Below are 21,344 nucleotides of genomic sequence, written 5' to 3'. Positions count from 1 at the left end.
ATTTGCTCAGTTCGGAGATTGCTTCGTACCTCGCAATGACGGATATGTGGTATTGATAATCAATGACAGTAAAATATAACAACTATGAATCAAGATAATCAAAAGTCCTCCCCTTCAGGGGAGGATTTAGGCGGGGCTTCAGCTCCCGCTGTTCCTATCCTCGTCATCGGTCGCCACCCCGAAATTTTGGCAACGGTAGTGCGCCTGGTGAACAACAATCCGGCCTGGAATGCCACCGGCTGCCAAACCGACGATGAAGCTATCCAGGCTTTTGATGCGCAGAGGTTTACCCTGGTACTCCTCGGTGGCGGCATCCCACCCGAATCTGAAAACCGGCTTAGCCAATACTTTCGTAATTGTAAGCCTGATATCCGCATTGTACAACACTACGGTGGCGGCAGTGGCTTACTTGCTGCCGAGATATATGAGGCGCTCCGTTAGTTCATTGGTTCACTGGTTCATTAGTTCATTGGCCTGGTTTGGCGGGAGCTTGGTTATGGCGGCAGGATGATTTATCAGATCTCCTCTAAAAATGTGTAGGGCTGATAAAACTGAAAACACAGGCGCACGCCACTATTTGCCGGATAATAATTGTTAAATTGCAGTAACATTGAATTACCCAAGCCGGAAGTATGAAATTTTACTCTTGTTATATCTTATTTTTTTGTTTGATTCCCTGCCTTTCTTACGCGCAGTTTAAACCACACCTCTTAGTACTTAACGACGCAACTATAATTGATGCCGGGCATCAGGCCCCGGCCATGCATCAGACTGTTGTGATTATGGATGGGCGAATTACCGAAATTCTTCCAACCGGAACCAGGACATTTCCTGATTCTGCCGTCGTGGTTAGTTTAAAGGGGAAATATTTACTCCCTGGTTTAATTGATAGTCATGTGCATATGGCTACCGACCCAAGCGGTACAGATAATCGTTCACACACTTTAGAGGCATTAAAGCAAATGCTTTACAGCGGCATAACAACAGTTAGGGATATGGCGGGCGATGGAAGGGTATTGGCCGAACTTGGCCGCGATGCCAATGAAGGTGAAATAACATCACCGGAAATTTACTATTCTGCATTAATGGCAGGCCCTTCATTTTTTAGTGATCCAAGAACACAAGCAGCTACTAAAGGTGGTATGGCAGGAAATATGCCCTATATGAAAGCGGTAACAGATACAACTAATATGCTGTTGGCGGTGGCCCAGGCAAAAGGATGCGGAGCCAGTGGTATTAAATTATATGCAAATCTTTCCGGCGTATTAGCCAACAAAATTGTAGATGAAGCAAAAAGACAGAACATGTCGGTATGGTCGCATGCCTGGTTGCAGGGTGCAAAGCCTTCCGACCTTGTTAAAGCCGGCTGTATTTCCATTTCACACGCACCGTTGCTGATCTATGAAAAAATTGATAAGGTGCCCGATTTTTGGAAGAAAAGCCATCATGATGCCGCTTTTTGGGATAAAGCGGTACCAGCGCTTGATGAATTGTTCAGCCAGATGAAACAACATCACACCGTATTTGATGCAACGCTGCTGACTTATAAAAAATGGGCGACAAGTGACACATCGATGCAATGGGATTATGAGATTGCCAAACGGATTACTGCGCGGGCTTACAAAGCAGGCGTCACTATTTGTGCCGGTACTGATGATGATCAGGAACAATTTGTACAAGACGAAATGCGATTGCTCATAACCGATGCTGCGTTTAGTCCTTTTGATGCCATTGTGGCGGCGACAAAAAATAGCGCGGCCGCATTAAACCTGCAAGCTACCAAGGGAAGTATCGGTGTTGGTATGGATGCAGATTTATTGGTGCTTACTCACAACCCTTTAAATGATATAGACAACATTAAATCGGTAGAAATGGTGATTAAAAGAGGTAGGATTTATCAAAAATAATCCTTGACCTGATATGCAGGTTCTTTTTTGATTTTGTTGTGTCTTAGCATAGCTCGCCACTTCCTTGGTAATTAGTTTGCTTCTGTGGCGCCTTTAGTTTATATATTTGTTCCCCGGTTCTAAATTAATTTGTTGGTCGCCCCGCTTATCGTATTGCTTGCAAACAATTAAGCTACGCGAATATCGAAGCGATGAGTATCAAACTATTCACCAATAAACTAATGAACAAGTGAACCAACGAACTCAAATGAAAGTTATTATAGCCGAAAAGCCATCCGTTGCCCGCGAAATTGCCAAAGTATTTGGTGCTACCACCAAAAAAGACGGCTATATGGAGGGGAAGGGCTATACTTTTACCTGGGCATTTGGCCACTTGCTACAACTGGCAGCCCCGCAAGAATACGGCTATTACGGCTGGAGCGTTCAAAACCTGCCTATGCTGCCGCCCAAATTCAAACTCTCTATCCGTAAGGTAAAATCAAAGGATGGGATGATTGATGATCCATCGGTGAAAAAACAGCTGGATATTATCAAAAGCCTGTTTGACGAAGCTACCGAAATTATTGTAGCAACGGATGCGGGGCGCGAGGGCGAACTCATATTTCGCTATATTTATTATTATCTTAAATGCAAAAAGCCTTTTAAAAGGCTCTGGATCTCATCACAAACGGATGAGGCTATTAAAGAAGGTTTCCGCAACCTGAAACCGGGCAGCGATTATGATACGCTGTTCAATTCGGCGCATTGCCGGTCACAGTCGGATTGGCTGGTGGGGATGAATGCCACCCAGGCCTTAAGCCTGTCGTCGGGCAATAGGGGCGTACTGTCGTTAGGCAGGGTGCAAACTCCTACACTGGCCATGATCTGTTCGCGCTACCTGGATAATAAGAATTTTGTGCCCCAGTTGTATTACCAGGTAAGCATTCAGCCCGATAAGGACGGGCAGGTGTTTAAAGCCATTTCGGTAAGCAACTTTAAAACTAAAGAAGAAGCGCAGGTTATTTTTGATAAGGTACAGGATGTGGCATCGGGCTTTCCGCAAGGTGCTCATGTTGTTAATGTAGAGGCCAAGCCCCGTAAAGAACCACCACCCTTATTGCACGACCTGAGCAGCCTGCAGCAGGAAGCCAACAAACGCAAGGGCTTCACTGCCGATCAAACCCTTAACATCCTCCAAAACCTGTACGAGGGTAAGCTGGTAACCTATCCGCGTACAGGCAGTCGTTATATTGGTGATGATGTATTTGCCGGCGTACCTGATTTGATTGAAAAGTTAAAGGAGCACCCCGACTTTGGCAAACAGGCCACCCTGTTATATGGGGCCAAGCTGAGCAAGCGCAGTGTAAACGCCAAAAAGGTAACCGACCACCATGCCATACTAACCACCGGCGAACCTCCTTACCAGCTAACGCCCGATAAACAGGCTGTTTACGATATGGTTGCCGGCCGCATGCTGGAAGCATTTCACCAGGATTGTATTAAGGAGATCACCAAGATTACCATCGAATCAGGCTCGTTGTTTATGGCCAGCGGTACCGTTATACAAACACCGGGCTGGCGGGCCGTATTTAACGATACCGACGAGGAAAAAAAGGACGAGGAAAACCCAACCCTGCCCAAAGTACAACAGGGCGAAATGCTGCCTATTACAGATAAGGCTTTGTTAGAGAAACAAACCAAGCCCAAGCCTCTTTATAACGAAGCCAGCCTGCTTAAAGCTTTAGAAACGGCCGGAAAAGAAATTGACGACGAAGAATTGCGTTATGCCATGAAGGATAGTGGCCTGGGCACCCCGGCTACCCGTGCATCCATTATCGAAACATTGCTGAAACGTAACTACATCCTCCGCGAAAAAAAGAACCTGGCACCTACCCCAACCGGGCTGGCGGTATACCAGGTGGTAAAAAACCAGCAAATAGCCCAGGCCGAACTGACAGGTAACTGGGAAAAACGCCTGGAAGAGATCCGTACCGGTGCATCCGTTGCCGATTTTCAGGAAGAAATCAAGACCTATACCCGCGCGATTACCCAGGAGTTACTGCGCGAAGGCAAGGCATTGAAGATTGAACCGGTTGTGGTGTAATAACCTTCGGCGCTGAATTTGCTTAATTGTAGCATTGGTTTAACTAATCACATCTATTAAATAAGCTAAAGCATCCTTTGAATGCAGCGCCGCTGTTGATTCCATGGTGGTGGCAGCAACCTGGGATGCCCGCATGCGCATTTGGTTTTCGTAAGCCGCAATTGCAGATGGCAGATCTGTAAAATTATCGCCGGTAAGGCATTGGCTTAGTTCCAACGCATCCAGCATGGCCATATTTACGCCTTCGCCTGCATAAGGGGGCATCAGGTGGGCTGCATCGCCAAGTATAGTTAAGTTGGGCAGTGCATCCCAGGTTTGATCAAGCGGCATACAATATTGAGGGCGCAATACAAAGGCAGCATCGGCACTTTCAAACAGTTCCAGCCAAATGTTGTCCCAGCCTGTAAATTCACGTTTAAACCAGGCAATAACCTGCGTTTTATCGGTAAAATCAATCCCGCTTTCGCGGCCCCAATGTTCGGGCTTGTTACAGCCGGTATAAAATACCAGGCTGCCATCGCCTTTTGAGCTTACAATGATGGATTTTTCATCGCCCATGGCAAATATCTTGCCGCCATTTAAAAGCTGATGAATGCGCGGGCTGGCTATGGCCGAATTATAAACAGCCCCCTCTACCACCGTAACGCCCGAGTAAAAAGGCTTAATGGGCGTAATATAAGGGCGGATTTTGGAGTTGGCGCCATCCGCAGCAATTACCACATCGGCATAATTGGAATTGCCATTTTTAAAGTCAATTTGCCAGCCAGCGCCCTGGGGATGTAGTGCCGAAAACTGGCTGTCCCATATCACCGTTCCGGGTTGTAATGATTCCAGCAGGATTTTTTGCAATGGGCCACGATCAATTTCCGGGCGGAAATGCGCGCCCTCTTTTTCTTCGTTATCTTCCAGTACGATATTTGCATTTTTATCTGCTATGCGCATCCTGCCGGCATCGGGACGGTAATTGGCCATAAAGGCATCCATAAGCCCGGCCTCGCGAATAGCCTTAAGTCCCGAATCGTCATGCAGATCGAGCGTTGCGCCTTTTGGGCGTGCATCGGCGTGGGCATCACGTTCATAAACTTTTATGTTGCTGCCATTCATTTGCAGCAACCTTGCCAGGGTAAGCCCGCCCGGACCAGCACCTATAATGGCTATTTTTTTACTTTTAATGGTATTCATTGTTTTATTATGGATTAATCATTATCCCTTTTATCAGCACATCGCAGCAATCTAAAAGGGTTTGTTGGGTAATAATTTGAGTTGGACGCTCCTGGTAATCAAAGTATTCGGTAACCAAATCAAAAATGGCCGAAAACAGCAATGCCCGGAGCGCATCATGCGGAAAGTTTTTTATTAACCCCGCCGCTATATTTAGCTGAAAAAATTGGCGAATAGGGGCAAAAAAATACCCTTCCTGTATGTTTGCCTGCTGGTAAGCCCTGTTCAACAAAGGCGAGCTTTTGCCATGCCGGATAAGCGCGAAGGCATGCCTGTTGCCGGTAAGGTATTCAAACGCGTTTAGCCAAATCTTTTTTAAGCCATCGGCAAAAGGCATTGCAGGGTCGAACCCGGCTAAAAGTGCTTTTTCGTAAGCGCCCAAAACTTCTTCAATAAAAAGCTTCACCAGCAGATCTTCTTTGTTTTCGTATTTGATATAGATGGTGCGCGGCGAGATATTGGCTGCCTTAGCCAGCTTTTGCATGGTGAGGTTTTCCAGCCCTTCGTCGGCAATTATTTGCAAGGCTATGGTACGGATGGCTTGCTCTTTATCTAAGTTTTTTGGACGCATGTTGTGTTCAATTTCCTTTGAAATGAAATCTGATGCAATAATAAGTAAATGTTTATTTACTTATAAAATATTTTCACTATCAGATTTAATCACGACATTCAGTTATAAAACGCGGGAACGCACAAGGGGAATGAAGTGTATCGCATGGCGGCCAGTCGACTCACCCCGACGAGGCTACGCTCGTCTGCCTCTCTCCGACTGCGTCGCATAGAGGAGCAAAAAAGAGTTCACCCTCTTTGCGGCGTAAGCCGGAGAGAGGGTGAAGCAGCGGAGCTTTGGCCGGGTGAGTCGTGGCCAGTGTTCAACCCGAATGTTCCTGTAACGTCCAACACGTCATGGATAATTGTAAAATCTTCTCATTTTGAACCCCATTCTCCTTCCTATGCCATCGCTTCAATCATCTTCAAAACGTTTTTCAGGATGGGGCTTTGGTCGTCCGTTCGCCAGTGTACAAACAGGTTGCTTTCAAAGGGCAGTTCAATAAAACGGATGCCCTGGTAACCCTGGTTGGCGTACGAGTAAGGCATTATGCTGATGCCGAATTGCCTGGTGATGAGCGAAATGATGGTTGAGCCAAAATCCGAAGTATAAGAAAATTCGGGCGATATGCCGTAGTGTTCAAATACCTGTTGGGTAAGCTGGCTATAGCTGCTGCTGCTGTTGGAACGGGGCATAATAAACTTTTGCGTTTGTAATGATTCAGCAGTAATATCAGCCAGTTCCCTGAACGCATGATCCTGGGGCAATACCAAGGCAAGGTGATCTGTTTGTACTTTCATCGTGCTGATATTATCCAGCCGGTTCATGTCGCGGCTGAATTTGAGGTCGATCTTGTATTTGGTCAAAAATTCCTGTTCGTCTTCATAAGCCAGCTGTATCATCTCAACCTTCAACTCGGGGTAGCGAACGGAAATGTCAAGTATCAGCTGCGGAAGGGTAGAAAACGAAATAGAATCCGGGTGTGCTATCCTGATAGAGCCGGTTTCGCCGAGTTCGATTTTTTTGGCAAACTGGTGAATAAAATTAAACTCATCCACAATATCAGCCCATTTGGTTTTCAGGAATTCGCCGGCTGGGGTTAGCTTAACACTGCGCTTGGTGCGCTCAAATAACTGTACGTTCAACTCATCCTCCAACGATTTGATCTGCCTGCTCAATGCCGATTGGGTAATGTTTTGTTTGGCCGATGTATTCCAAAAATGAAGCTCATCTGCAAGGGCCAAAAAGTTTTTTATCTGCTGTAAGTCCATAGTTATTAATGTATAAAAATCATTAATTAATCTAAAATAGGCATTTTTTAGCATTTATAGATCAGTTACTTTTACAGCAAATAAAAACCGTTTGACTTTTTTTAAAAAATATAAAACCTATTACAACGCTACCACGCGTTTGGCATACCCGGTAATGATATCGCAGGTAGGGCATCCGTTGGTTGGCTTTTCGGCATCCATTATATTGGGGCACTTTGCCGGCACGGTACCGCTTGCTGCGCTGGCTATTGCCAACGGTTTTTTTAACCTTATGCTTATTATTGCCATCGGCATATCCTACGGCATAACCCCGCTGGTTGCACGCGAAAACGGGGCAGGTAACTACAAGGAATGCGGTCGTTTGTTGTCGCACAGTATAGTGGTGAATGTCCTGACGGGCTTAATGCTCTTAATAGTTACATGGCTTGGCGGGCAATACTTAATAGCGCATATTGGTTTGGATGCGGCTGTGGTGGCACAGGCCAAACCGCTGTTGGTGTTGTTAGGATTGTCTATTATCCCTTTGATGCTGTTTTTATCGTTTAAGCAGTTTGCCGAAGGTTTGGGTTTTACCAGGCTGGCTATGCAGGTGAGCATTTGGGGTAATGTAATCAATATTGTAGTTGGTATTATATTGGTAAAAGGCTTATTCGGGATGCCGGCCATGGGCGCCAAAAGCATAGGTTACAGCGCCATTATCGATAGGGGGCTGATGGCCGTAGTTATGGCTGCATTTGTACTTAAAACGCAGCGGTTTAATAAATTCCTGCAAGGTTGCCGCCCTTTTCAGTTTGATGCCGTGCGGTTCAGAAAAATTCTGGCTACCAGTGTTCCCATTGTATTGCAAAACATTTTTGAGATAAGCGCCTTTAGCGCTGCGGTTTTTATAGTAGGGATAATAGGGGCCAGGCAACTGGCTGCATACCAGATAGCCATGAACTATCTATCGTTTATTTACTACGCCGTTAACGGTATAGGCACGGCGGCGGCCATTCAAACCGGTTACTTTTTGGGGCAGGCAAAGGTTTATTTACTGCGGGCTTCGGCATTGGCAAGCTATCACCTTACCATTGTATTTCACCTGGTAACCGGGGTGCTATTGTTAGTGTTAAACGGTGTTTTGCCTAAAGTTATCTCGGTTGATCCGCAGGTGGTAAGTATGGTGGGCAACCTGTTTGTTATAGCTGCCGGGTTAGAGGTTTTTGACGGCCTGCAGGTGGTGAGCCTGGGTATATTACGGGGCCTTGGCGATTTAAAATACCCGGTGTTAATTAACCTGGCCGCCTACTGGGGCGTTGCCCTGCCGGTGGCTTTTTTACTGGGCCTGCACACCCCTATGGGCTTAACTGGCGTATGGCTGGGGCTTTACAGCGGCCTGTTAATGGCATCGGTACTGCTTTACTTACGTTTCCGGCACCTGGCCAACAGGCATGCTGATAACGTGCCGGCAGAACAGGAGAATTTATTTAACAACGTATTAAAACTCGAATCTCAATAATATCATCATGACCGATACAATGACCATAAACAGCGCCGGCATCCGGTTTATTAAAGTGGATATGCAAAACATCCGGGTTTTAAAAGCAATTGGCATCGAAACCTTTAACGAAGCCTTCGCGCATTTGAACACGCCCGAAAATATGGAGAACTACCTGGCAACTGCTTTTGCCGATGAAAAACTGGCCGCCGAAGTTAACAACCCATGCTCGGAATTTTACATGGCGCAGGTTGATGGCAATATAGTTGGTTACGTAAAAATCAACCACGGGCCGGCACAAACCGACGTAAAGGATGATAATGCTTTAGAAGTTGAAAGAATTTACGTGCTGAAAGCTTTTCACGGCAAAAAGGTGGGCCAGCTACTTTTTGATAAGGCGGTTGATATTGCCGTGCAGATGAAGAAAGCCTATATATGGCTTGGTGTTTGGGAGCACAACGCCAAGGCGCTGGCTTTTTATAAAAAGAATGGTTTTGAGGTGTTTGGCTCGCACGACTTTTGGCTGGGCGATGATTTGCAGACAGATTTGATGATGAAACGGTATTTAGGGTAAGGCTGGGAGGAATAACTGTTTTGAGCAGATAAGAACTGATGTTGAACCAAAAACATACGCCTAAATAAAACTTTTGTCATTTCGAACGAGGAACGAGGAGAAATCTTTTACGACTGTGCTTACGATGAACATACCAAAATGCAGGGCGTATAAGATTTCTCTTCGCGCCACCTCACAGGCCCTCCTCGCTCATCGAAATGACAAAAGTTTTTACATAATAAGCCGATACCCGCACAAGAAATTGCGCATACGTTATGGCTACGATACTGTTATCTCGCCCCGCAAATCTGTTTCCATGTAATGTTTTACCAGGGCCGGGTCGTCAAACTTGCCCAGCAGGTACATCATTTTGGTTACTGCCGATTCAAAAGTCATATCGTAACCGTTGGCTACGCCCATGTCTTTAAGTTGTTTGCTGGTTTCGTAGCGGCCAAGCTCAACGGTGCCCACTTTACATTGCGAGATATCTACAATCACTTTACCATCTTTAATAGCTTTTTCCAGCAGGTTAAGAAACCATGTGTCGGTTGTGGTATTGCCGGCACCAAATGTTTCCATTACAACGCCCCGTACATCGGCATTTAAAATGGCCTCAACCACTTTTGTGCCTATGCCAGGGTAAAGTTTTAACACACCTACATCGCTTATAAGGTTGTTGTGGATGATAAGCTCGTCCCCATCCTGCGGGTGCCTGATATCATTGGCGTTAAACTTAAGGTGTACGCCACTCTCGGCCAGGATAGGATAATTTGGCGACCGGAAGGCCTCGAATTTGGACGAATTATATTTAAAGGCACGGTTACCACGGAAGAGTTTGTAATCAAAATAGATACAAACTTCGGGTACGCGGGCGCGGTCATTCTTTTTGGCTTTGGCAATTTCGATGGCGGTCATCAAATTTTCCTTCGCATCGGTGCGGATGGCGCTGATAGGCAATTGCGAGCCTGTAAAAATGATGGGCTTGCCCAGGTTTTCGAGCATAAAGCTTAATGCCGAGGCAGTATAGGCCATGGTATCTGAGCCGTGAAGGATTACAAAGCCGTCATTATCGTGATAGTTTGACTCGATAAGGCCGGCCAGGTCGCTCCAGATAGCTGGGTTCATGTTTGATGAATCAATGATCTCATCAAAAGAGTGTACTTTAATCCGGCAGTTCAGTTTCTCCAACTCCGGCACGTTATCCATTATTTGCTCAAAGTTGATAGGCTTGAGCACCTTAGTCACAGGATCGCTCATCATCCCTATGGTACCGCCGGTGTAAATGATCAGTATCTGGCTCATTAAATAGGTTTTATGCTGTATAAATCATTTCAATTATTAAACACCAAACACCAGCCTGGAATTTTCGGTTGTAACACGTGCAACCTCCTCCACACTGGTTTGGTGCAGGTCCGCCACTTTTTGGGCAATGTAAATCAAGTACGAGCTTTCATTAGGTTTACCCCGGAACGGAACGGGTGTAAGGTACGGAGAATCTGTTTCTAAAACTATATGCTTTAAATCAATTTCGGCCACAACTTTGTCGAGCCCCGAATTTTTATAGGTAACCACCCCGCCTACCCCTAAGTAAAAACCCAGGTCAATAACCTGTTGAGCCTGCTCCACCGTACCGCCAAAGCAATGGAATATACCGCGCAGTTTGTCGTCGTTTTCCTGCTGTAACACTTCATAAACCTCGTTATAAGCATCACGGCAATGAATTACGATAGGCAGATCGAGGCTTTTTGCCCAGTTAATCTGCTGTTTGAAGGCTTCAACCTGTTCGGTTAAAAAAGTTTTGTCCCAATACAGGTCGATACCAATTTCACCGATAGCGTAAATTGGATGTTGCCCTTGCGCCGCTTTAATGGTTGCCAGTTCCTGCTCCCAATCTGCCTTTACCGAGCATGGATGCAGGCCCAGCATAGGGTAACATAAACCGGGATAAGCTTGTACCAGGTCATAAACCAGGGGCACCGATGCTGCATCTACATTCGGTAAAAATAAGCGGCTGATATCATTGTCGATACAACGCTTCACAAGGGCGGCGCGTTTACCGGCAATGGTTTCATAGTATAAGTGGGTATGTGTGTCTGTTAATACCATGGTACAAAAGTAAAAAGCCTCCCCGGTTTATCAGGAAGGCTTTTAAGCTTAATTTTTCTTTTTAGATACAGTTGTTTTTTTCTTTAACGTGTGTTTAATACCGGGCTTGGCAGCAACAGGCGCATGCTTTCCGGGTTTTACCTTTACAATTTCAAGGTCGAACACCAGGGTTGCGTAGGGCGGAATAGCGCCATTACCCATACCTTGTTCGCCATAGCCCAATTTTGACGGGATGATGAATTTTGCTTTTGCCCCTTCGTTCAACAAAGCCAGGCCTTCTTCCCAACCGGGTATTACACCGTGAGAGCCCAATACTACAGGTATAGGTTCATACGGGCGGCCAGGCTGCTCAACACCTGCTGCCTTGGCATTGGCCTGTATACTGGTGTCAAATACCTGCCCGTTTAATAAATAGCCGGTATAGTTAACCATTACTGTATCGCCATTTAATGGTTTGCGTAAGGCAGATGCCTTGGTTACAATATACTTTAAGCCGGATGCTGTTGTAACCGGGCTTAGTTTGTTTGCTGTTATATAGGTGTTGGTTTCAGTGGCTTCCTGTGATTTCATCTTCTCGATAGCCGCTGTACGTTCGGCCATAGCTTCCTGTAAAGATTGAACTTTGATAATTTTAAGGATAAACACCAGTTTGCTGCCTTTAGGGAAAAACGGCGGACGCGCTTCTTCGTGCCCTTTAAAAATAGAGTCGGTAGGTACTTTCACCATTGCGCTATCGTTCAGGGTAAGCAGCGGGAAAATATCCATCAAATCGGCTACGTTTTGCGATGGGCGGATTTGTGCAGGCTGAGGCTTGCCTGTTTTAAATGAGCTATATAAAACCGAATCTTTATCAGTCATCTGGATATAATTAAAATAAACAATATCGTTCAGTTTAATTTTTTCGCCGGTGTTATGTGTAAAAATCTGGTATTGGGCGCCGGCCGGCGTGGTTTGCATACCGTTTTGTGCACGGGCGGTTAAGGTAGCTACGCCAAACAGGGCCGTTAATAAATAAAATATGTTTTTCATAAAAATAAAAAAAGCCTTCCTGACTTGTGTCGGGAAGGCTGTAAAAGAGTTATAACTTATTTTTGAGTAGGTTGTGACTGGCTTGGCGCCTGTTGCATTTGCATCTGCGGCTCAACCGGTTTTGGCGCATTTGGATTAGGTTTAACAATTTCAACCATTTCCATTTCGAAAATAATTGGTGTGTATGGGCCGATTGGGCCAACACCCTGATCTTTATAAGCAATAGCCGAAGGGATAACCAAAGTGATTTTTGATCCTTTGTTCATCAATTGCAAGCCTTCGTCCCAGCCTGGTATAACTTTACCCTGTCCAACAGGAATGCGGATAGGTGCATACGGGCGGCCTGGTTCAATTGGTTGTTTTTCTTTTATCGCTACTTCTTTAACACTGGTTTCAAATATTTTACCATTTGGAAGCCTGCCGGTGTAGTTAACAACAGCGGTATCGCCAACTGCAGGGGTTGGGCCTGTACCCGGCGTGGTAATAACATAATTTAAGCCAGATGCTGTAGTTGTAACTTTAAGGTTATGATCGGCAATGTATTTTTTGATTTTGCCCGGCTCCTGCGCTTTCATGCCTTCGGTAAGGGTTTTTAAGTAATCCTGTACCCTGCCACGGAAAACCTGTTCGGTAAGCGCGCCTTTTGCCAATACTTTGTTAATATTAACCTGGAATATTAAGAACTTGCCTTTCAGGTTTGGCGGGCGCTGCTGGCCACCTTTAAATATCGAGTCGGTAGGTACTTTAAAGGTTGCGCTATCGCCTTCGCCAAGCATTTCAAGGCCGGCATAAATATCACCTTTTGCCTGTGGCTTAGGCATTGGCATAATAATGATAGGGTGGCCCATATCATAAGTATTGCTTAATACCGAATCGCCATCGGTTTTTACAATCATATTTACACTTACGAAATCGCCATCTTTAATATGCGTACCGCCTTTAGATGTGTGGATGTTATAAAGTAATCCGGCATCTCCTTTTTTAAAGCCTCCGTTGCAACTTGTAAATCCAATTGCAGCAATGGCCAGGAACATTAATTTTTGTTTCATTTTATTGATTTAATAGTTTTTTATATTCGGGTAATATGGTTTTAAATTGTTGTATAACCTGTTCAAGGGTATTGCTTGAATGACCGCCGGCTGCATTGCGGTGACCGCCGCCATCAAAATACTTTTTACAAATTTCGTTTGCCGGGAACTCGCCTTTTGACCGTAATGAAAGTTTCACCCTGTCGCTACGTTCAACTATAAATGCAGCCAGCTTGATGTCGGCCATTGATAGCGCATAGTTTACAATGCCTTCGGTATCGCCGGTATCAACATCGTATTTATGCAGGTCGGTATTATTAACGGCAATAATGGCGGTATGGTATTCGGGCAGTACTTCCAGGCAATTTGCCAGGCAATGCCCTAAAAACCTTAACCGGTTTTCGGTTGCGCTATTGTACACCAGTTCATGAATGCGCCAGTTAACTGCCCCCATATCAATCAAATCGGCCACTATTCGGTGTACGGTTGATGTAGTATTGGGCAGGCGGAACGATGCCGAATCGGTCATGATGCCGGTGTATAAGCAGGTTGCTACATCGGCGTTAATAAGTTCCCGATGGTGCAGTTCGTTAACAATAAAATCGTAAATGAGCTGGGCCGTTGCGCAGGCATTAATGTTCCAGTGACGATAATCATCGAAATCCTGGGGTTCCAGGTGATGATCTATCATGATTTTATAGGCCTTGCTTTCACCTACCAAAACACCCATTTCATTAATGCGGCTTAAGGCGTTAAAATCAAGGCAAAATATTAGATCGGCATCGGCAATTAACGCTGCCGACTTTTCGGCCTGTTCAGTGTAGATGATAACATCGCCATTGCGGGGCAGCCAGCTTAAAAATGCGGGATAATCTGTAGGCGCAATAACCGAGGCATGGTGACCTTGCTGTATCAAATAATTGTACAAACCCAATGACGAACCCATAGCATCACCATCAGGTTTATGATGGGTAGTGATCACTATTTTTTTGGGGCTTGCTAAAAGTTCTGTAAGCGCGGCTAAATCTAACATCAATTTTAAAAAAGAGTTGCAAAGCTAAATAAATAAATTAAATACAAACCATCTATTTTAATACAAAAAGCTTTATCTTACAGATGTAAAAAGCTACTTTTGCGGCAAAATTTAAATAATAAGCAACCGGTGACCGCCAAGCGAATAGCAGGCAGATACTGATTGCATTTCACATTGAAACCAAAAAAAACAATTAAGTATAATGACCACAAACAGAACTTTTACCATGATTAAGCCTGATGCCGTTGCAAACGGACATATTGGTGCTATAATTGACAAGATAACCAAAAGCGGCTTTAAAATAATTGCACTTAAATACACTGCTTTAAGCGCCGAAAAGGCAGGCCAGTTTTATGAAGTGCATAAAGAACGCCCGTTTTATAATGCCCTGGTAACATTTATGTCGTCTGGACCAATAGTGGCTGCTATTTTGGAGAAAGATAATGCCATTGAGGATTTTCGTAAACTGATTGGCGCTACCGATCCTGCTAAAGCCGATGAAGGTACCATCCGTAATCTTTTTGCAAAATCAATTGATGCAAATGCCGTTCACGGATCCGATTCGGACGAAAATGCCGCTATTGAAGGCAGTTTCTTTTTCTCGGCATTTGAGAAATTTTAAAAACCTCGTACTTAGGGATGTAATACAAACGTTACATCCCTAAATAATTTTGCTGCGCCGTGTGGCTTATTAAATATAAATTTTGTAGATTTACAAAACCGGTTAGATTTTTGTAAATCTAAGTTATTATAAAACGGGAGAAACCCATATAATTCATTTTGATATGAAATTGTTTTTGAAGATTATCATATATACACTGCTTGTTGTATGCCTATCTACATCAACAATTTTGCTATATAAGAGCCATCCCGAGGTTCAATTGGCTTTTGTTATCCCTGGCCTGTTTATTCTTGTATATTCTATGATCACCGATGATCTTGGTATCAAGCAACATATCCGCTCTCGTCAGCTTCGCATATCAAGAGAAAGATAGCAATAATTTACCATTTACGTTTGATGCATTTGTTACCCGGTTTCCCCAATCAGGGTATTTTTTTGCAGGTAAGCATTATAAAAATACAATCTCCTCAACCAAAATTCCTTTTGCCTCAGCATTAATTTTATCTATTATCTGGCTGCGCATTAGCATCAATTCGTGTTTTATCACAGATGACTCAATCCGCAGGAACAATTTTTTGTCGCGGATAAATAATTCTTTAGTACGATTTGCTACCGATTTACCAACCAGCTCGGGCCATGCCGCAACCACCCCGGTTTCATCATAGCGGCGCTTAATTTTGTATACATTAAGCATCTGCTCAATGGCCTCTTTTAATGATTTGTCGTTTGTTTTACGCATCGATAGCTCCTTTGCTCACATTAAATAATTTAACCTCCACGGCAATTTTTTCAAATATTTCACTCACCCGCTTTACGCTGGTATCAGTAATAAATACTTGTCCAAAATCATTGTTGCTCACCATTTTCATTAGTTTGGTAACGCGTTCGTCATCCAGCTTATCAAAAATATCATCCAGTAGTAACAAGGGCTTAAATCCTTTTTGCTGGTATAAAAAAGTATACTGCGCCAGTTTAAGTGCTATCAAAAATGATTTTTGCTGCCCCTGCGACCCGAATTTTTTCATGGCCATGCCATGAATACCAAATTGAAGGTCATCTTTGTGGATGCCGGCGGTTGTACGTTCAAGGGCCCTGTCGCGCTCCACCGTTTTTTTCAGCAATCCGCCAAAATCGTCCTGTAACAACTGCGACTCATAAGCCAGTTCAACCAGTTCGGCATCGTCGCTTAAAAAGCTGTAGTGTTTATTAAATATTTCGGTAAAGCCTTCCATAAAGGCCTTGCGGCGCTCAAATATACGGTTGCCCGATTGTACCAGCTGCTCATCCATCACCTCCAGCAGGCTTGGATCATAACGGCCGGTATCAGCTATCAGTTTCAGCAGGGCGTTACGGTTGGCCAATACTTTGTTGTAGGTTATCAGCTCATCAAGGTAATGGTTATCTGTTTGCGATATTACATTATCAATAAACTTGCGGCGCTCCTCGCTGCCTTCGGTTATAATGCTGGTATCATAGGGCGATATCATCACCAATGGCAGCAGGCCAATATGGTCGGCCAGGCGCTGGTAGTCTTTTTTATTTCGCTTAAACTGTTTTTTTTGGTTCCGTTTTACCGAGCATGCTACGGCCTCGGTTTGCTGGTTTTTATTAAAAACGCCGGTTATGATAAAAAAATCGGTGCCTTGTTTTATCTGCTGACTATCTATGGGGTTAAAGTAACTTTTGCAAAGCGACAGGTAATGTATAGCATCAAGCAAATTGGTTTTGCCTGCACCATTGTTACCCGTAAAGGCATTCACTCCCTTGCTGAAAACAAGTTCGGCCTCTTCGTAATTTTTAAAATTGATAACGGATAGCTGTTGCAGATACATGGGGTTGTAAAGGTAAGATTTTGCTATTGATTTGAAGATTTGAAAATTAACTCCGTTGAGGGCTGCGCCGTTTGAGGATTTGAAAATGGCTGGAGGTAGTTTAAGGTTGCCGGACGACATTTGACGCCACGAGCCATTGAACAAAAAGGCAAGCACGTTAAAAATAAACCTGCAATGGTTGAAATGATTTTTTTTGCCGAAGCCGAAAAAGCAGCTTTGATTAATAAATAGAACAAAACATCCTTACCAGCACAATAATTACCATGAAAACCGAACTTATAGTTGAAAAAATAATAGCTATTACCGTTACGTTACTATTGCTGGCTGCTCATTGCCCCAGGGTAATGGCGCAAACAGATACTATCCGCTTAAAAGATAAACGACTCATTATAGCCAACCTTAAACCGGGGTTGCGCCAATACCTGGTGTACTTTCAAAACCTTAAGGACGACAGGCGGTTGCGCATGTCTATCTGGCTGCGCGACGTAGAGACCGGCAATCGTAACGGCGAGGAGCTTTTTACCGTAACCCAGCATTGGTATGCAGCCGACAGTGCATCGTACCGGTCGACATTCTCGGCAAACAGGGCGGCAGATTTTATGCCGGTTTATCATTCAGAAACCATAGGTGCAAAAACCAAAGCATTCAATTGGAGCGCTACTAAAATTGCCGGATCCGATACTGTGAAAAATAACCTGGCGAAGGATTTTTTGCTAAATGTTAAAGAGCCCTATTTTAACTGGAACCTGGATATAGAAACTTTTGAGATGCTGCCCCTTGCAGCCGGCAAAACGTTCGCCATTAATTTTTACGACGCGGTGAGCAACACCCCCGAATACGCGGTGTACAAAGTAACCGGCAGCGAAGAGCTGGCCACGCTGGATAACGAAAAAGTTGATTGCTGGAAACTTTTTACCGAAGCCAATTATAAAGGCCAGCATTATACCCAAACCTTTTGGATAAGTAAAAACAGCCATGAGTTTTTACGGGAAGAGGACTTTTTTAACGGCGGCTACCGCTATAAAATTAAACTTGCAGGTGCCGCACCCGATGTGGTAAAACGGTTTGGGAAGTAAGTAGCCGATTGGCCAACAATATTGAAGCAGTAACTTGAGTTTTTGAAAATGGTTATTAAACCTTTTCCGGATGTTATAGTCAAATTCGGAAACCTGCTGCATCATGAAAAAACTTACCCTCCTCCTGCTATCAATAGCTTTTAGCTGTAATATATTTGCCCAGCAAGCAGCAATATTTAACACCAACGACCTTGCAGTTTATGATGCTGTAAAATCAAGTAAAGACAGCATGTATAACTTCACTTTTGTTTACCCGGATGGTAAGCGGGGTGCCGTAATTAAAAACGGGAAAACAGCTACCATAGTAAATCCCGATGGTACAAATACGGTAGTATCGCAAACCGGGCAAACAACTACTGTTACCAATTCAGATGGTACACATTCGTTGTGGATAGATAATGGTCCAACCATCACTGTTGTTAATCCAAACGGTACACATTCTACAATAATAAAAAATGGATCATCTTCAACAATCGTTAACCCCGATGGCACACACACTACCATGATAGATAACGGGCAAACTGTGGTTATTGTAAATCCCGATGGCACGCACTCAGTTGCCGTTAAAGCAGCCGGTAACACAACTATCGTGGTAAATCCTGATGGTTCGCATACGGTGGTAACAACGCCTTAGTATATGCGCGCTAAATTGCTTTTCCAATAGTTGATAACATCGGTTATGGAGTTGAAAAGAAGCATATACGATGACCCTAAATGATATTAAGCCATAGCCATCTGTTTCGAACTAATCGCTATGGCTTAATTGAACTATTTCTTCCACTCATTATCTACCAGCCTCCAAATCCCCAAAGGATTCGCATTTTGCAACGCCAAAGGCAATAAACCATCAGGGCAGTTTTGGTAACATACCGGGCGCACCCAGCGTTTTACGGCGTTGGTGCCTACTGCGGTAAAGCGGCTATCGGTAGTAGCCGGGAAAGGGCCACCATGTACCATGCTATGGCAAACTTCAACCCCGGTTGGTACGCCGTTAAACAATACGCGGCCGGCTATGGATGGCAGTAATTGTAGTAAAGCTTTATGCCCTGCAAAATCCTCGTCGGTACCCATTACCGTGGTGGTTAACTGTCCCGATACCGATTTTAATACTTTAAGCAGTTCCTGCTCGTCTTTACAGTTTACCATCAGTGAGTATGGTCCAAAAACCTCTTCGTGCAACAGTGGGTTGGTTAAAAATGTTTCGCCGCTTACCAGGGCAACTGTTGGCAACGCCTCAATATCGTGCGCTTCTGTAGCCGATTTTTGGATCACCTTAACACCATCCTGCACTAACGCTTCTTGGCTCTTTTTTTTATAAGCGGTATGGATACCCGCATGCAGCATTTTGGCGGGCTTTATAGCTTCAATGCCTTTACCAAGGCTATCCAGGAAGTTGTAAAGTCCGTCGCCTTCAATAGCAAGCATCAGACCCGGGTTGGTACAAAACTGGCCCATGCCCAAAGTTATTGAGCCGGCATATTGCGCGGCCAGGTCGGCGGCATTTTTGTTTAGGGTATCAGGCAAAAATACAACCGGGTTTATACTGCCCATCTCAGAAAATACCGGGATAGGCTTTTTGCGTTGCGATGAATATTGCAGCAATGCCAAACCGCCAACGGTTGATCCGGTAAAGCCAACTGCTGCTGTTTCATCAGCCTGCACCAATGCTTTGCCACTTTCAAACGAGGTACCATGTACATGCTGAAAAATATGTTCGGGCATATTGCTACGTACAATGGCTTTTTTGATAGCGCTGTACACCATCTCCGATGTTTCGGCATGGGCGGGGTGTGCTTTTACTACTACGGGGCAGCCTGCTGCCAAAGCGCTCGCAGTATCGCCGCCTGCGGTTGAGTAAGCGAAAGGGAAATTACTTGCCCCAAAAACAACTACCGGGCCAAGCGGTGTAAGCATTTTGCGAACATCGGGTTTGGGCAATGGTGCCCTGTCGGGATTAGCCGTATCAATACTGGCCTCAACCCAACTGCCTTCGCGCAGCATGGTAGCAAACATGCGGAGCTGACCTGTGGTACGGGCGCGCTCGCCGGTTAAGCGGGGGATAGGCAGGTTGGTTTCTTCGGACGCTTTTTGGAGCAAGGCATCGCCTAATGCTTCAATTTCGGCAGCAATAGCCTCTAAAAACAGGCTTTTTTGCTCGATGCTGCTTTGTTTGTAAGCTTCAAAAGCTGTTTGTGCTTGTTGCATTACCTGGTTTATTTCGTCGACGCTTGCTTCTTTAAAATTATTTGCCATGGCAGATGTATATTTGAATTAACAACGGTTTGCACCGCGCGTATGTTTGGGCAAATATATTTAAAGCAGGACAAAAGCTGTGGGTGTTTTCTAACAGGTACTAACAGTATTTTGTCGTTTTTCATGATAGTCACAAAAGTTATTTTTACCACCGGCGGCGTTTTCGCGGCATCCATTTTTGTCATTTAGGAATAGAGGAAAGTATAATCCTGGCGGTGGAGATGCGTTTTGTTGCCCGCAAGAAGGCTTTGATTTAATTGTTTTTTTTAATTAATATTTAATAAATGCTGATTTTCAGTAAATTATAGTTATCTTGCAACAATTCCTTCCTTCAAATACTACTACCTTAGGCATTGCCATATCCAGATACGGTGATAGTTAAGCTTTAAAATAATACCAGCCCCTAAGAGGCTGCAATACCGTAAAAAATAATCATATGACAGTTGCTGCTGAAAGATCCATTGAAACCGAAACCCGTATGTACATGTACGACCTGCTGAACACCGCTAAAGAATTTGGCTTTAAGGCCGAAGACAGTTGGGAACTGAGCATGGTAACCAATACCGACAGGGTAAGGATTCAAAAAGATTATTACCCAACCATCGCCGCCAAAGTTGGCCCCGAAATTTTGCTACAGGTATTTCATACCGTAAAAACGCGTCTTAATCAAACTTTCAACAAAGAGCCGCAAAAAATTGACGAGCGTAACCCGCCGGTTGAAGATTTGAATTACCTGGTGGCCTTTAATCCAAAAAGACCGAGAACATAAAGTTTGTTCAATTGCATAGGCTTGTGCCTTGTACGGTTAGTAAAATATCCTGATGCGTTCCCTGGAAAAGGCGAACGCATTTTTTTTTATTATATTAACAAACAGGCAGGATAATATCGTTTCTTTGTTTTTGTGTTGATGATTAAATACGTTGGTGTTTTGGTTAAATGAATGTGAAATTGAACTTAAACGGGCGCATCTGGTTTGAAAGCCCGGATGGAAAGCTGCTTGGCCATGGCCGGGTTGAGTTACTGGAGCGCATCCAGCAGTCGGGATCATTAAGGCAGGCGGCTTTGCAAATGAAAATGTCATACAGGCAGGCATGGGACATTGTTAATTACATGAACGAACATTTTGGTTCGCCTGTTGTCATTTCGCACCGGGGCGGTAAAGGTGGCGGCAGTGCGCAGCTTACCGAAAAAGGGGTTAAAGCCATTGAGCAGTTTAAACAGTTCCAGGCTAAGTTCAAGGATTTTTTGAAGGAAAATAGTTCTCTTATAGAGGTATAGATTACAGCGTATCAGGCCGGTTTTT

The 21,344-nt window shown here is 44.4% G+C and carries 21 protein-coding genes; 10 read left to right on the top strand and 11 right to left on the bottom strand.

All coding sequences use genetic code 11. The features are described from left to right. The first annotated feature begins 84 nt into the window (after positions 1-84). The 3 genes from BMX56_RS03325 to BMX56_RS03315 all read left to right on the top strand — a co-directional run bounded on the left by BMX56_RS03325 (position 85) and on the right by BMX56_RS03315 (position 3,990). Entirely contained in the window at positions 85-441 is a 357-nt protein-coding gene (locus tag BMX56_RS03325) for a hypothetical protein (protein ID WP_218152369.1), read from the top strand. A 341-nt stretch (positions 442-782) separates the two neighbouring features. Then, positions 783-1,907, top strand: coding sequence for an amidohydrolase family protein (locus BMX56_RS03320; RefSeq protein ID WP_177183698.1), 1,125 nt, complete (start codon positions 783-785; stop codon positions 1,905-1,907). A gap of 247 nt (positions 1,908-2,154) precedes the next feature. Beyond that, positions 2,155-3,990 (top strand): DNA topoisomerase 3, encoded by a 1,836-nt coding sequence (locus tag BMX56_RS03315; protein ID WP_090640721.1) that lies wholly within the window; start codon positions 2,155-2,157, stop codon positions 3,988-3,990. Positions 3,991-4,029: 39 nt separating this feature from the next. Here the strand turns inward: BMX56_RS03315 and BMX56_RS03310 are convergent, their stop codons facing one another. The 3 genes from BMX56_RS03310 to BMX56_RS03300 form a co-directional block, all read right to left on the bottom strand. Further along, positions 4,030-5,172, bottom strand: coding sequence for an FAD-dependent oxidoreductase (locus BMX56_RS03310; RefSeq protein ID WP_090640719.1), 1,143 nt, complete (start codon positions 5,170-5,172; stop codon positions 4,030-4,032). Between the two features lie 7 nt (positions 5,173-5,179). Further along, positions 5,180-5,782, bottom strand: coding sequence for a TetR/AcrR family transcriptional regulator (locus tag BMX56_RS03305; protein WP_090640716.1), 603 nt, complete (start codon positions 5,780-5,782; stop codon positions 5,180-5,182). Between the two features lie 380 nt (positions 5,783-6,162). Continuing rightward, the gene (locus BMX56_RS03300; protein WP_090641675.1) at positions 6,163-7,032 is read right to left on the bottom strand and encodes a LysR family transcriptional regulator; all 870 of its coding nucleotides are present in this window, start codon (positions 7,030-7,032) and stop codon (positions 6,163-6,165) included. Positions 7,033-7,123: 91 nt separating this feature from the next. Here BMX56_RS03300 and BMX56_RS03295 point away from each other — a divergent pair, with 91 nt between their 5' ends. Beyond that, positions 7,124-8,530: an MATE family efflux transporter gene (locus BMX56_RS03295; protein WP_255369759.1), complete on the top strand. Its 1,407-nt coding sequence runs from the start codon at positions 7,124-7,126 to the stop codon at positions 8,528-8,530. A 7-nt stretch (positions 8,531-8,537) separates the two neighbouring features. Next, entirely contained in the window at positions 8,538-9,083 is a 546-nt protein-coding gene (locus BMX56_RS03290; protein ID WP_255369758.1) for a GNAT family N-acetyltransferase, read from the top strand. Between the two features lie 258 nt (positions 9,084-9,341). Here BMX56_RS03290 and BMX56_RS03285 read toward each other — a convergent pair whose 3' ends face one another. The 5 genes from BMX56_RS03285 to BMX56_RS03265 are packed head-to-tail and all read right to left on the bottom strand — an operon-like array spanning position 9,342 to position 14,258. Beyond that, positions 9,342-10,364 carry an asparaginase gene (locus tag BMX56_RS03285; RefSeq protein WP_090640713.1) on the bottom strand — a complete coding sequence of 341 codons (1,023 nt, stop codon included), beginning with the start codon at positions 10,362-10,364 and terminating at the stop codon, positions 9,342-9,344. 36 nt (positions 10,365-10,400) lie between these two features. Further along, positions 10,401-11,168, bottom strand: coding sequence for a TatD family hydrolase (locus BMX56_RS03280; RefSeq protein WP_090640710.1), 768 nt, complete (start codon positions 11,166-11,168; stop codon positions 10,401-10,403). Between the two features lie 48 nt (positions 11,169-11,216). Next, positions 11,217-12,197, bottom strand: a complete 981-nt coding sequence (locus tag BMX56_RS03275) for an FKBP-type peptidyl-prolyl cis-trans isomerase (RefSeq protein WP_090640707.1) — start codon at positions 12,195-12,197, stop codon at positions 11,217-11,219. Between the two features lie 56 nt (positions 12,198-12,253). Continuing rightward, on the bottom strand, positions 12,254-13,246 hold the full coding sequence (locus BMX56_RS03270; protein WP_090640704.1) for an FKBP-type peptidyl-prolyl cis-trans isomerase: 993 nt from the start codon (positions 13,244-13,246) through the stop codon (positions 12,254-12,256). A gap of 1 nt (position 13,247) precedes the next feature. Further along, complete coding sequence (locus tag BMX56_RS03265) at positions 13,248-14,258, bottom strand: DHH family phosphoesterase (RefSeq protein ID WP_090640701.1); 1,011 nt, start codon at positions 14,256-14,258, stop codon at positions 13,248-13,250. 202 nt (positions 14,259-14,460) lie between these two features. On the opposite strand from BMX56_RS03265, the gene BMX56_RS03260 reads away from it, so the two are divergent. Beyond that, a complete protein-coding gene (locus tag BMX56_RS03260; RefSeq protein ID WP_090640699.1) occupies positions 14,461-14,880 on the top strand; it encodes a nucleoside-diphosphate kinase in 420 nt (139 codons plus the stop codon). A 448-nt stretch (positions 14,881-15,328) separates the two neighbouring features. Here the strand turns inward: BMX56_RS03260 and BMX56_RS03255 are convergent, their stop codons facing one another. Together BMX56_RS03255 and BMX56_RS03250 are read right to left on the bottom strand one after the other, a co-directional pair. Beyond that, the gene (locus BMX56_RS03255; RefSeq protein ID WP_090640696.1) at positions 15,329-15,619 is read right to left on the bottom strand and encodes a DciA family protein; all 291 of its coding nucleotides are present in this window, start codon (positions 15,617-15,619) and stop codon (positions 15,329-15,331) included. After that, positions 15,612-16,712: a DNA replication/repair protein RecF gene (locus tag BMX56_RS03250; protein WP_090641663.1), complete on the bottom strand. Its 1,101-nt coding sequence runs from the start codon at positions 16,710-16,712 to the stop codon at positions 15,612-15,614. The genes BMX56_RS03255 and BMX56_RS03250 overlap by 8 nt, the downstream gene beginning before the upstream one ends. A 263-nt stretch (positions 16,713-16,975) precedes the next feature. On the opposite strand from BMX56_RS03250, the gene BMX56_RS03245 reads away from it, so the two are divergent. Together BMX56_RS03245 and BMX56_RS03240 are read left to right on the top strand one after the other, a co-directional pair. Beyond that, on the top strand, positions 16,976-17,788 hold the full coding sequence (locus BMX56_RS03245) for a DUF3108 domain-containing protein (RefSeq protein ID WP_090640694.1): 813 nt from the start codon (positions 16,976-16,978) through the stop codon (positions 17,786-17,788). Positions 17,789-17,891: 103 nt separating this feature from the next. Beyond that, positions 17,892-18,422: a hypothetical protein gene (locus tag BMX56_RS03240; RefSeq protein WP_090640692.1), complete on the top strand. Its 531-nt coding sequence runs from the start codon at positions 17,892-17,894 to the stop codon at positions 18,420-18,422. Between the two features lie 134 nt (positions 18,423-18,556). Here BMX56_RS03240 and BMX56_RS03235 read toward each other — a convergent pair whose 3' ends face one another. Beyond that, on the bottom strand, positions 18,557-20,041 hold the full coding sequence (locus tag BMX56_RS03235; protein ID WP_090640690.1) for an aldehyde dehydrogenase (NADP(+)): 1,485 nt from the start codon (positions 20,039-20,041) through the stop codon (positions 18,557-18,559). A 436-nt stretch (positions 20,042-20,477) separates the two neighbouring features. Between BMX56_RS03235 and BMX56_RS03230 the strand changes: the two genes are divergently transcribed. Then, positions 20,478-20,810, top strand: coding sequence for a hypothetical protein (locus tag BMX56_RS03230; RefSeq protein ID WP_090640688.1), 333 nt, complete (start codon positions 20,478-20,480; stop codon positions 20,808-20,810). Positions 20,811-20,983: 173 nt separating this feature from the next. Further along, entirely contained in the window at positions 20,984-21,319 is a 336-nt protein-coding gene (locus BMX56_RS03225; protein ID WP_255369757.1) for a winged helix-turn-helix domain-containing protein, read from the top strand. Positions 21,320-21,344: the final 25 nt, after the last annotated feature.

This window comes from Mucilaginibacter sp. OK283, assembly GCF_900110415.1.
In the GTDB taxonomy this organism is placed as follows: Bacteria; Bacteroidota; Bacteroidia; order Sphingobacteriales; family Sphingobacteriaceae; genus Mucilaginibacter.
Note: the sequence above shows the minus strand (reverse complement) of the source record. Positions and strands in the feature narration are given on the sequence as shown.

Excerpts from the sequence above, each read along its gene's own strand:
- BMX56_RS03265 (WP_090640701.1), bottom strand. The coding sequence starts at position 14,258 with ATGTTAGATTTAGCCGCGCTTACAGAACTTTTAGCAAGCCCCAAAAAA.
- BMX56_RS03320 (WP_177183698.1), top strand. The coding sequence starts at position 783 with ATGGATGGGCGAATTACCGAAATTCTTCCAACCGGAACCAGGACATTT.
- BMX56_RS03285 (WP_090640713.1), bottom strand. The coding sequence starts at position 10,364 with ATGAGCCAGATACTGATCATTTACACCGGCGGTACCATAGGGATGATG.
- BMX56_RS03235 (WP_090640690.1), bottom strand. The coding sequence starts at position 20,041 with ATGGCAAATAATTTTAAAGAAGCAAGCGTCGACGAAATAAACCAGGTA.
- BMX56_RS03310 (WP_090640719.1), bottom strand. The coding sequence starts at position 5,172 with ATGAATACCATTAAAAGTAAAAAAATAGCCATTATAGGTGCTGGTCCG.
- BMX56_RS03275 (WP_090640707.1), bottom strand. The coding sequence starts at position 12,197 with ATGAAAAACATATTTTATTTATTAACGGCCCTGTTTGGCGTAGCTACC.
- BMX56_RS03230 (WP_090640688.1), top strand. The coding sequence starts at position 20,478 with ATGACAGTTGCTGCTGAAAGATCCATTGAAACCGAAACCCGTATGTAC.
- BMX56_RS03290 (WP_255369758.1), top strand. The coding sequence starts at position 8,538 with ATGACCGATACAATGACCATAAACAGCGCCGGCATCCGGTTTATTAAA.
- BMX56_RS03240 (WP_090640692.1), top strand. The coding sequence starts at position 17,892 with ATGAAAAAACTTACCCTCCTCCTGCTATCAATAGCTTTTAGCTGTAAT.
- BMX56_RS03260 (WP_090640699.1), top strand. The coding sequence starts at position 14,461 with ATGACCACAAACAGAACTTTTACCATGATTAAGCCTGATGCCGTTGCA.
- BMX56_RS03245 (WP_090640694.1), top strand. The coding sequence starts at position 16,976 with ATGAAAACCGAACTTATAGTTGAAAAAATAATAGCTATTACCGTTACG.
- BMX56_RS03255 (WP_090640696.1), bottom strand. The coding sequence starts at position 15,619 with ATGCGTAAAACAAACGACAAATCATTAAAAGAGGCCATTGAGCAGATG.
- BMX56_RS03315 (WP_090640721.1), top strand. The coding sequence starts at position 2,155 with ATGAAAGTTATTATAGCCGAAAAGCCATCCGTTGCCCGCGAAATTGCC.
- BMX56_RS03270 (WP_090640704.1), bottom strand. The coding sequence starts at position 13,246 with ATGAAACAAAAATTAATGTTCCTGGCCATTGCTGCAATTGGATTTACA.
- BMX56_RS03250 (WP_090641663.1), bottom strand. The coding sequence starts at position 16,712 with ATGTATCTGCAACAGCTATCCGTTATCAATTTTAAAAATTACGAAGAG.
- BMX56_RS03305 (WP_090640716.1), bottom strand. The coding sequence starts at position 5,782 with ATGCGTCCAAAAAACTTAGATAAAGAGCAAGCCATCCGTACCATAGCC.
- BMX56_RS03325 (WP_218152369.1), top strand. The coding sequence starts at position 85 with ATGAATCAAGATAATCAAAAGTCCTCCCCTTCAGGGGAGGATTTAGGC.
- BMX56_RS03280 (WP_090640710.1), bottom strand. The coding sequence starts at position 11,168 with ATGGTATTAACAGACACACATACCCACTTATACTATGAAACCATTGCC.
- BMX56_RS03300 (WP_090641675.1), bottom strand. The coding sequence starts at position 7,032 with ATGGACTTACAGCAGATAAAAAACTTTTTGGCCCTTGCAGATGAGCTT.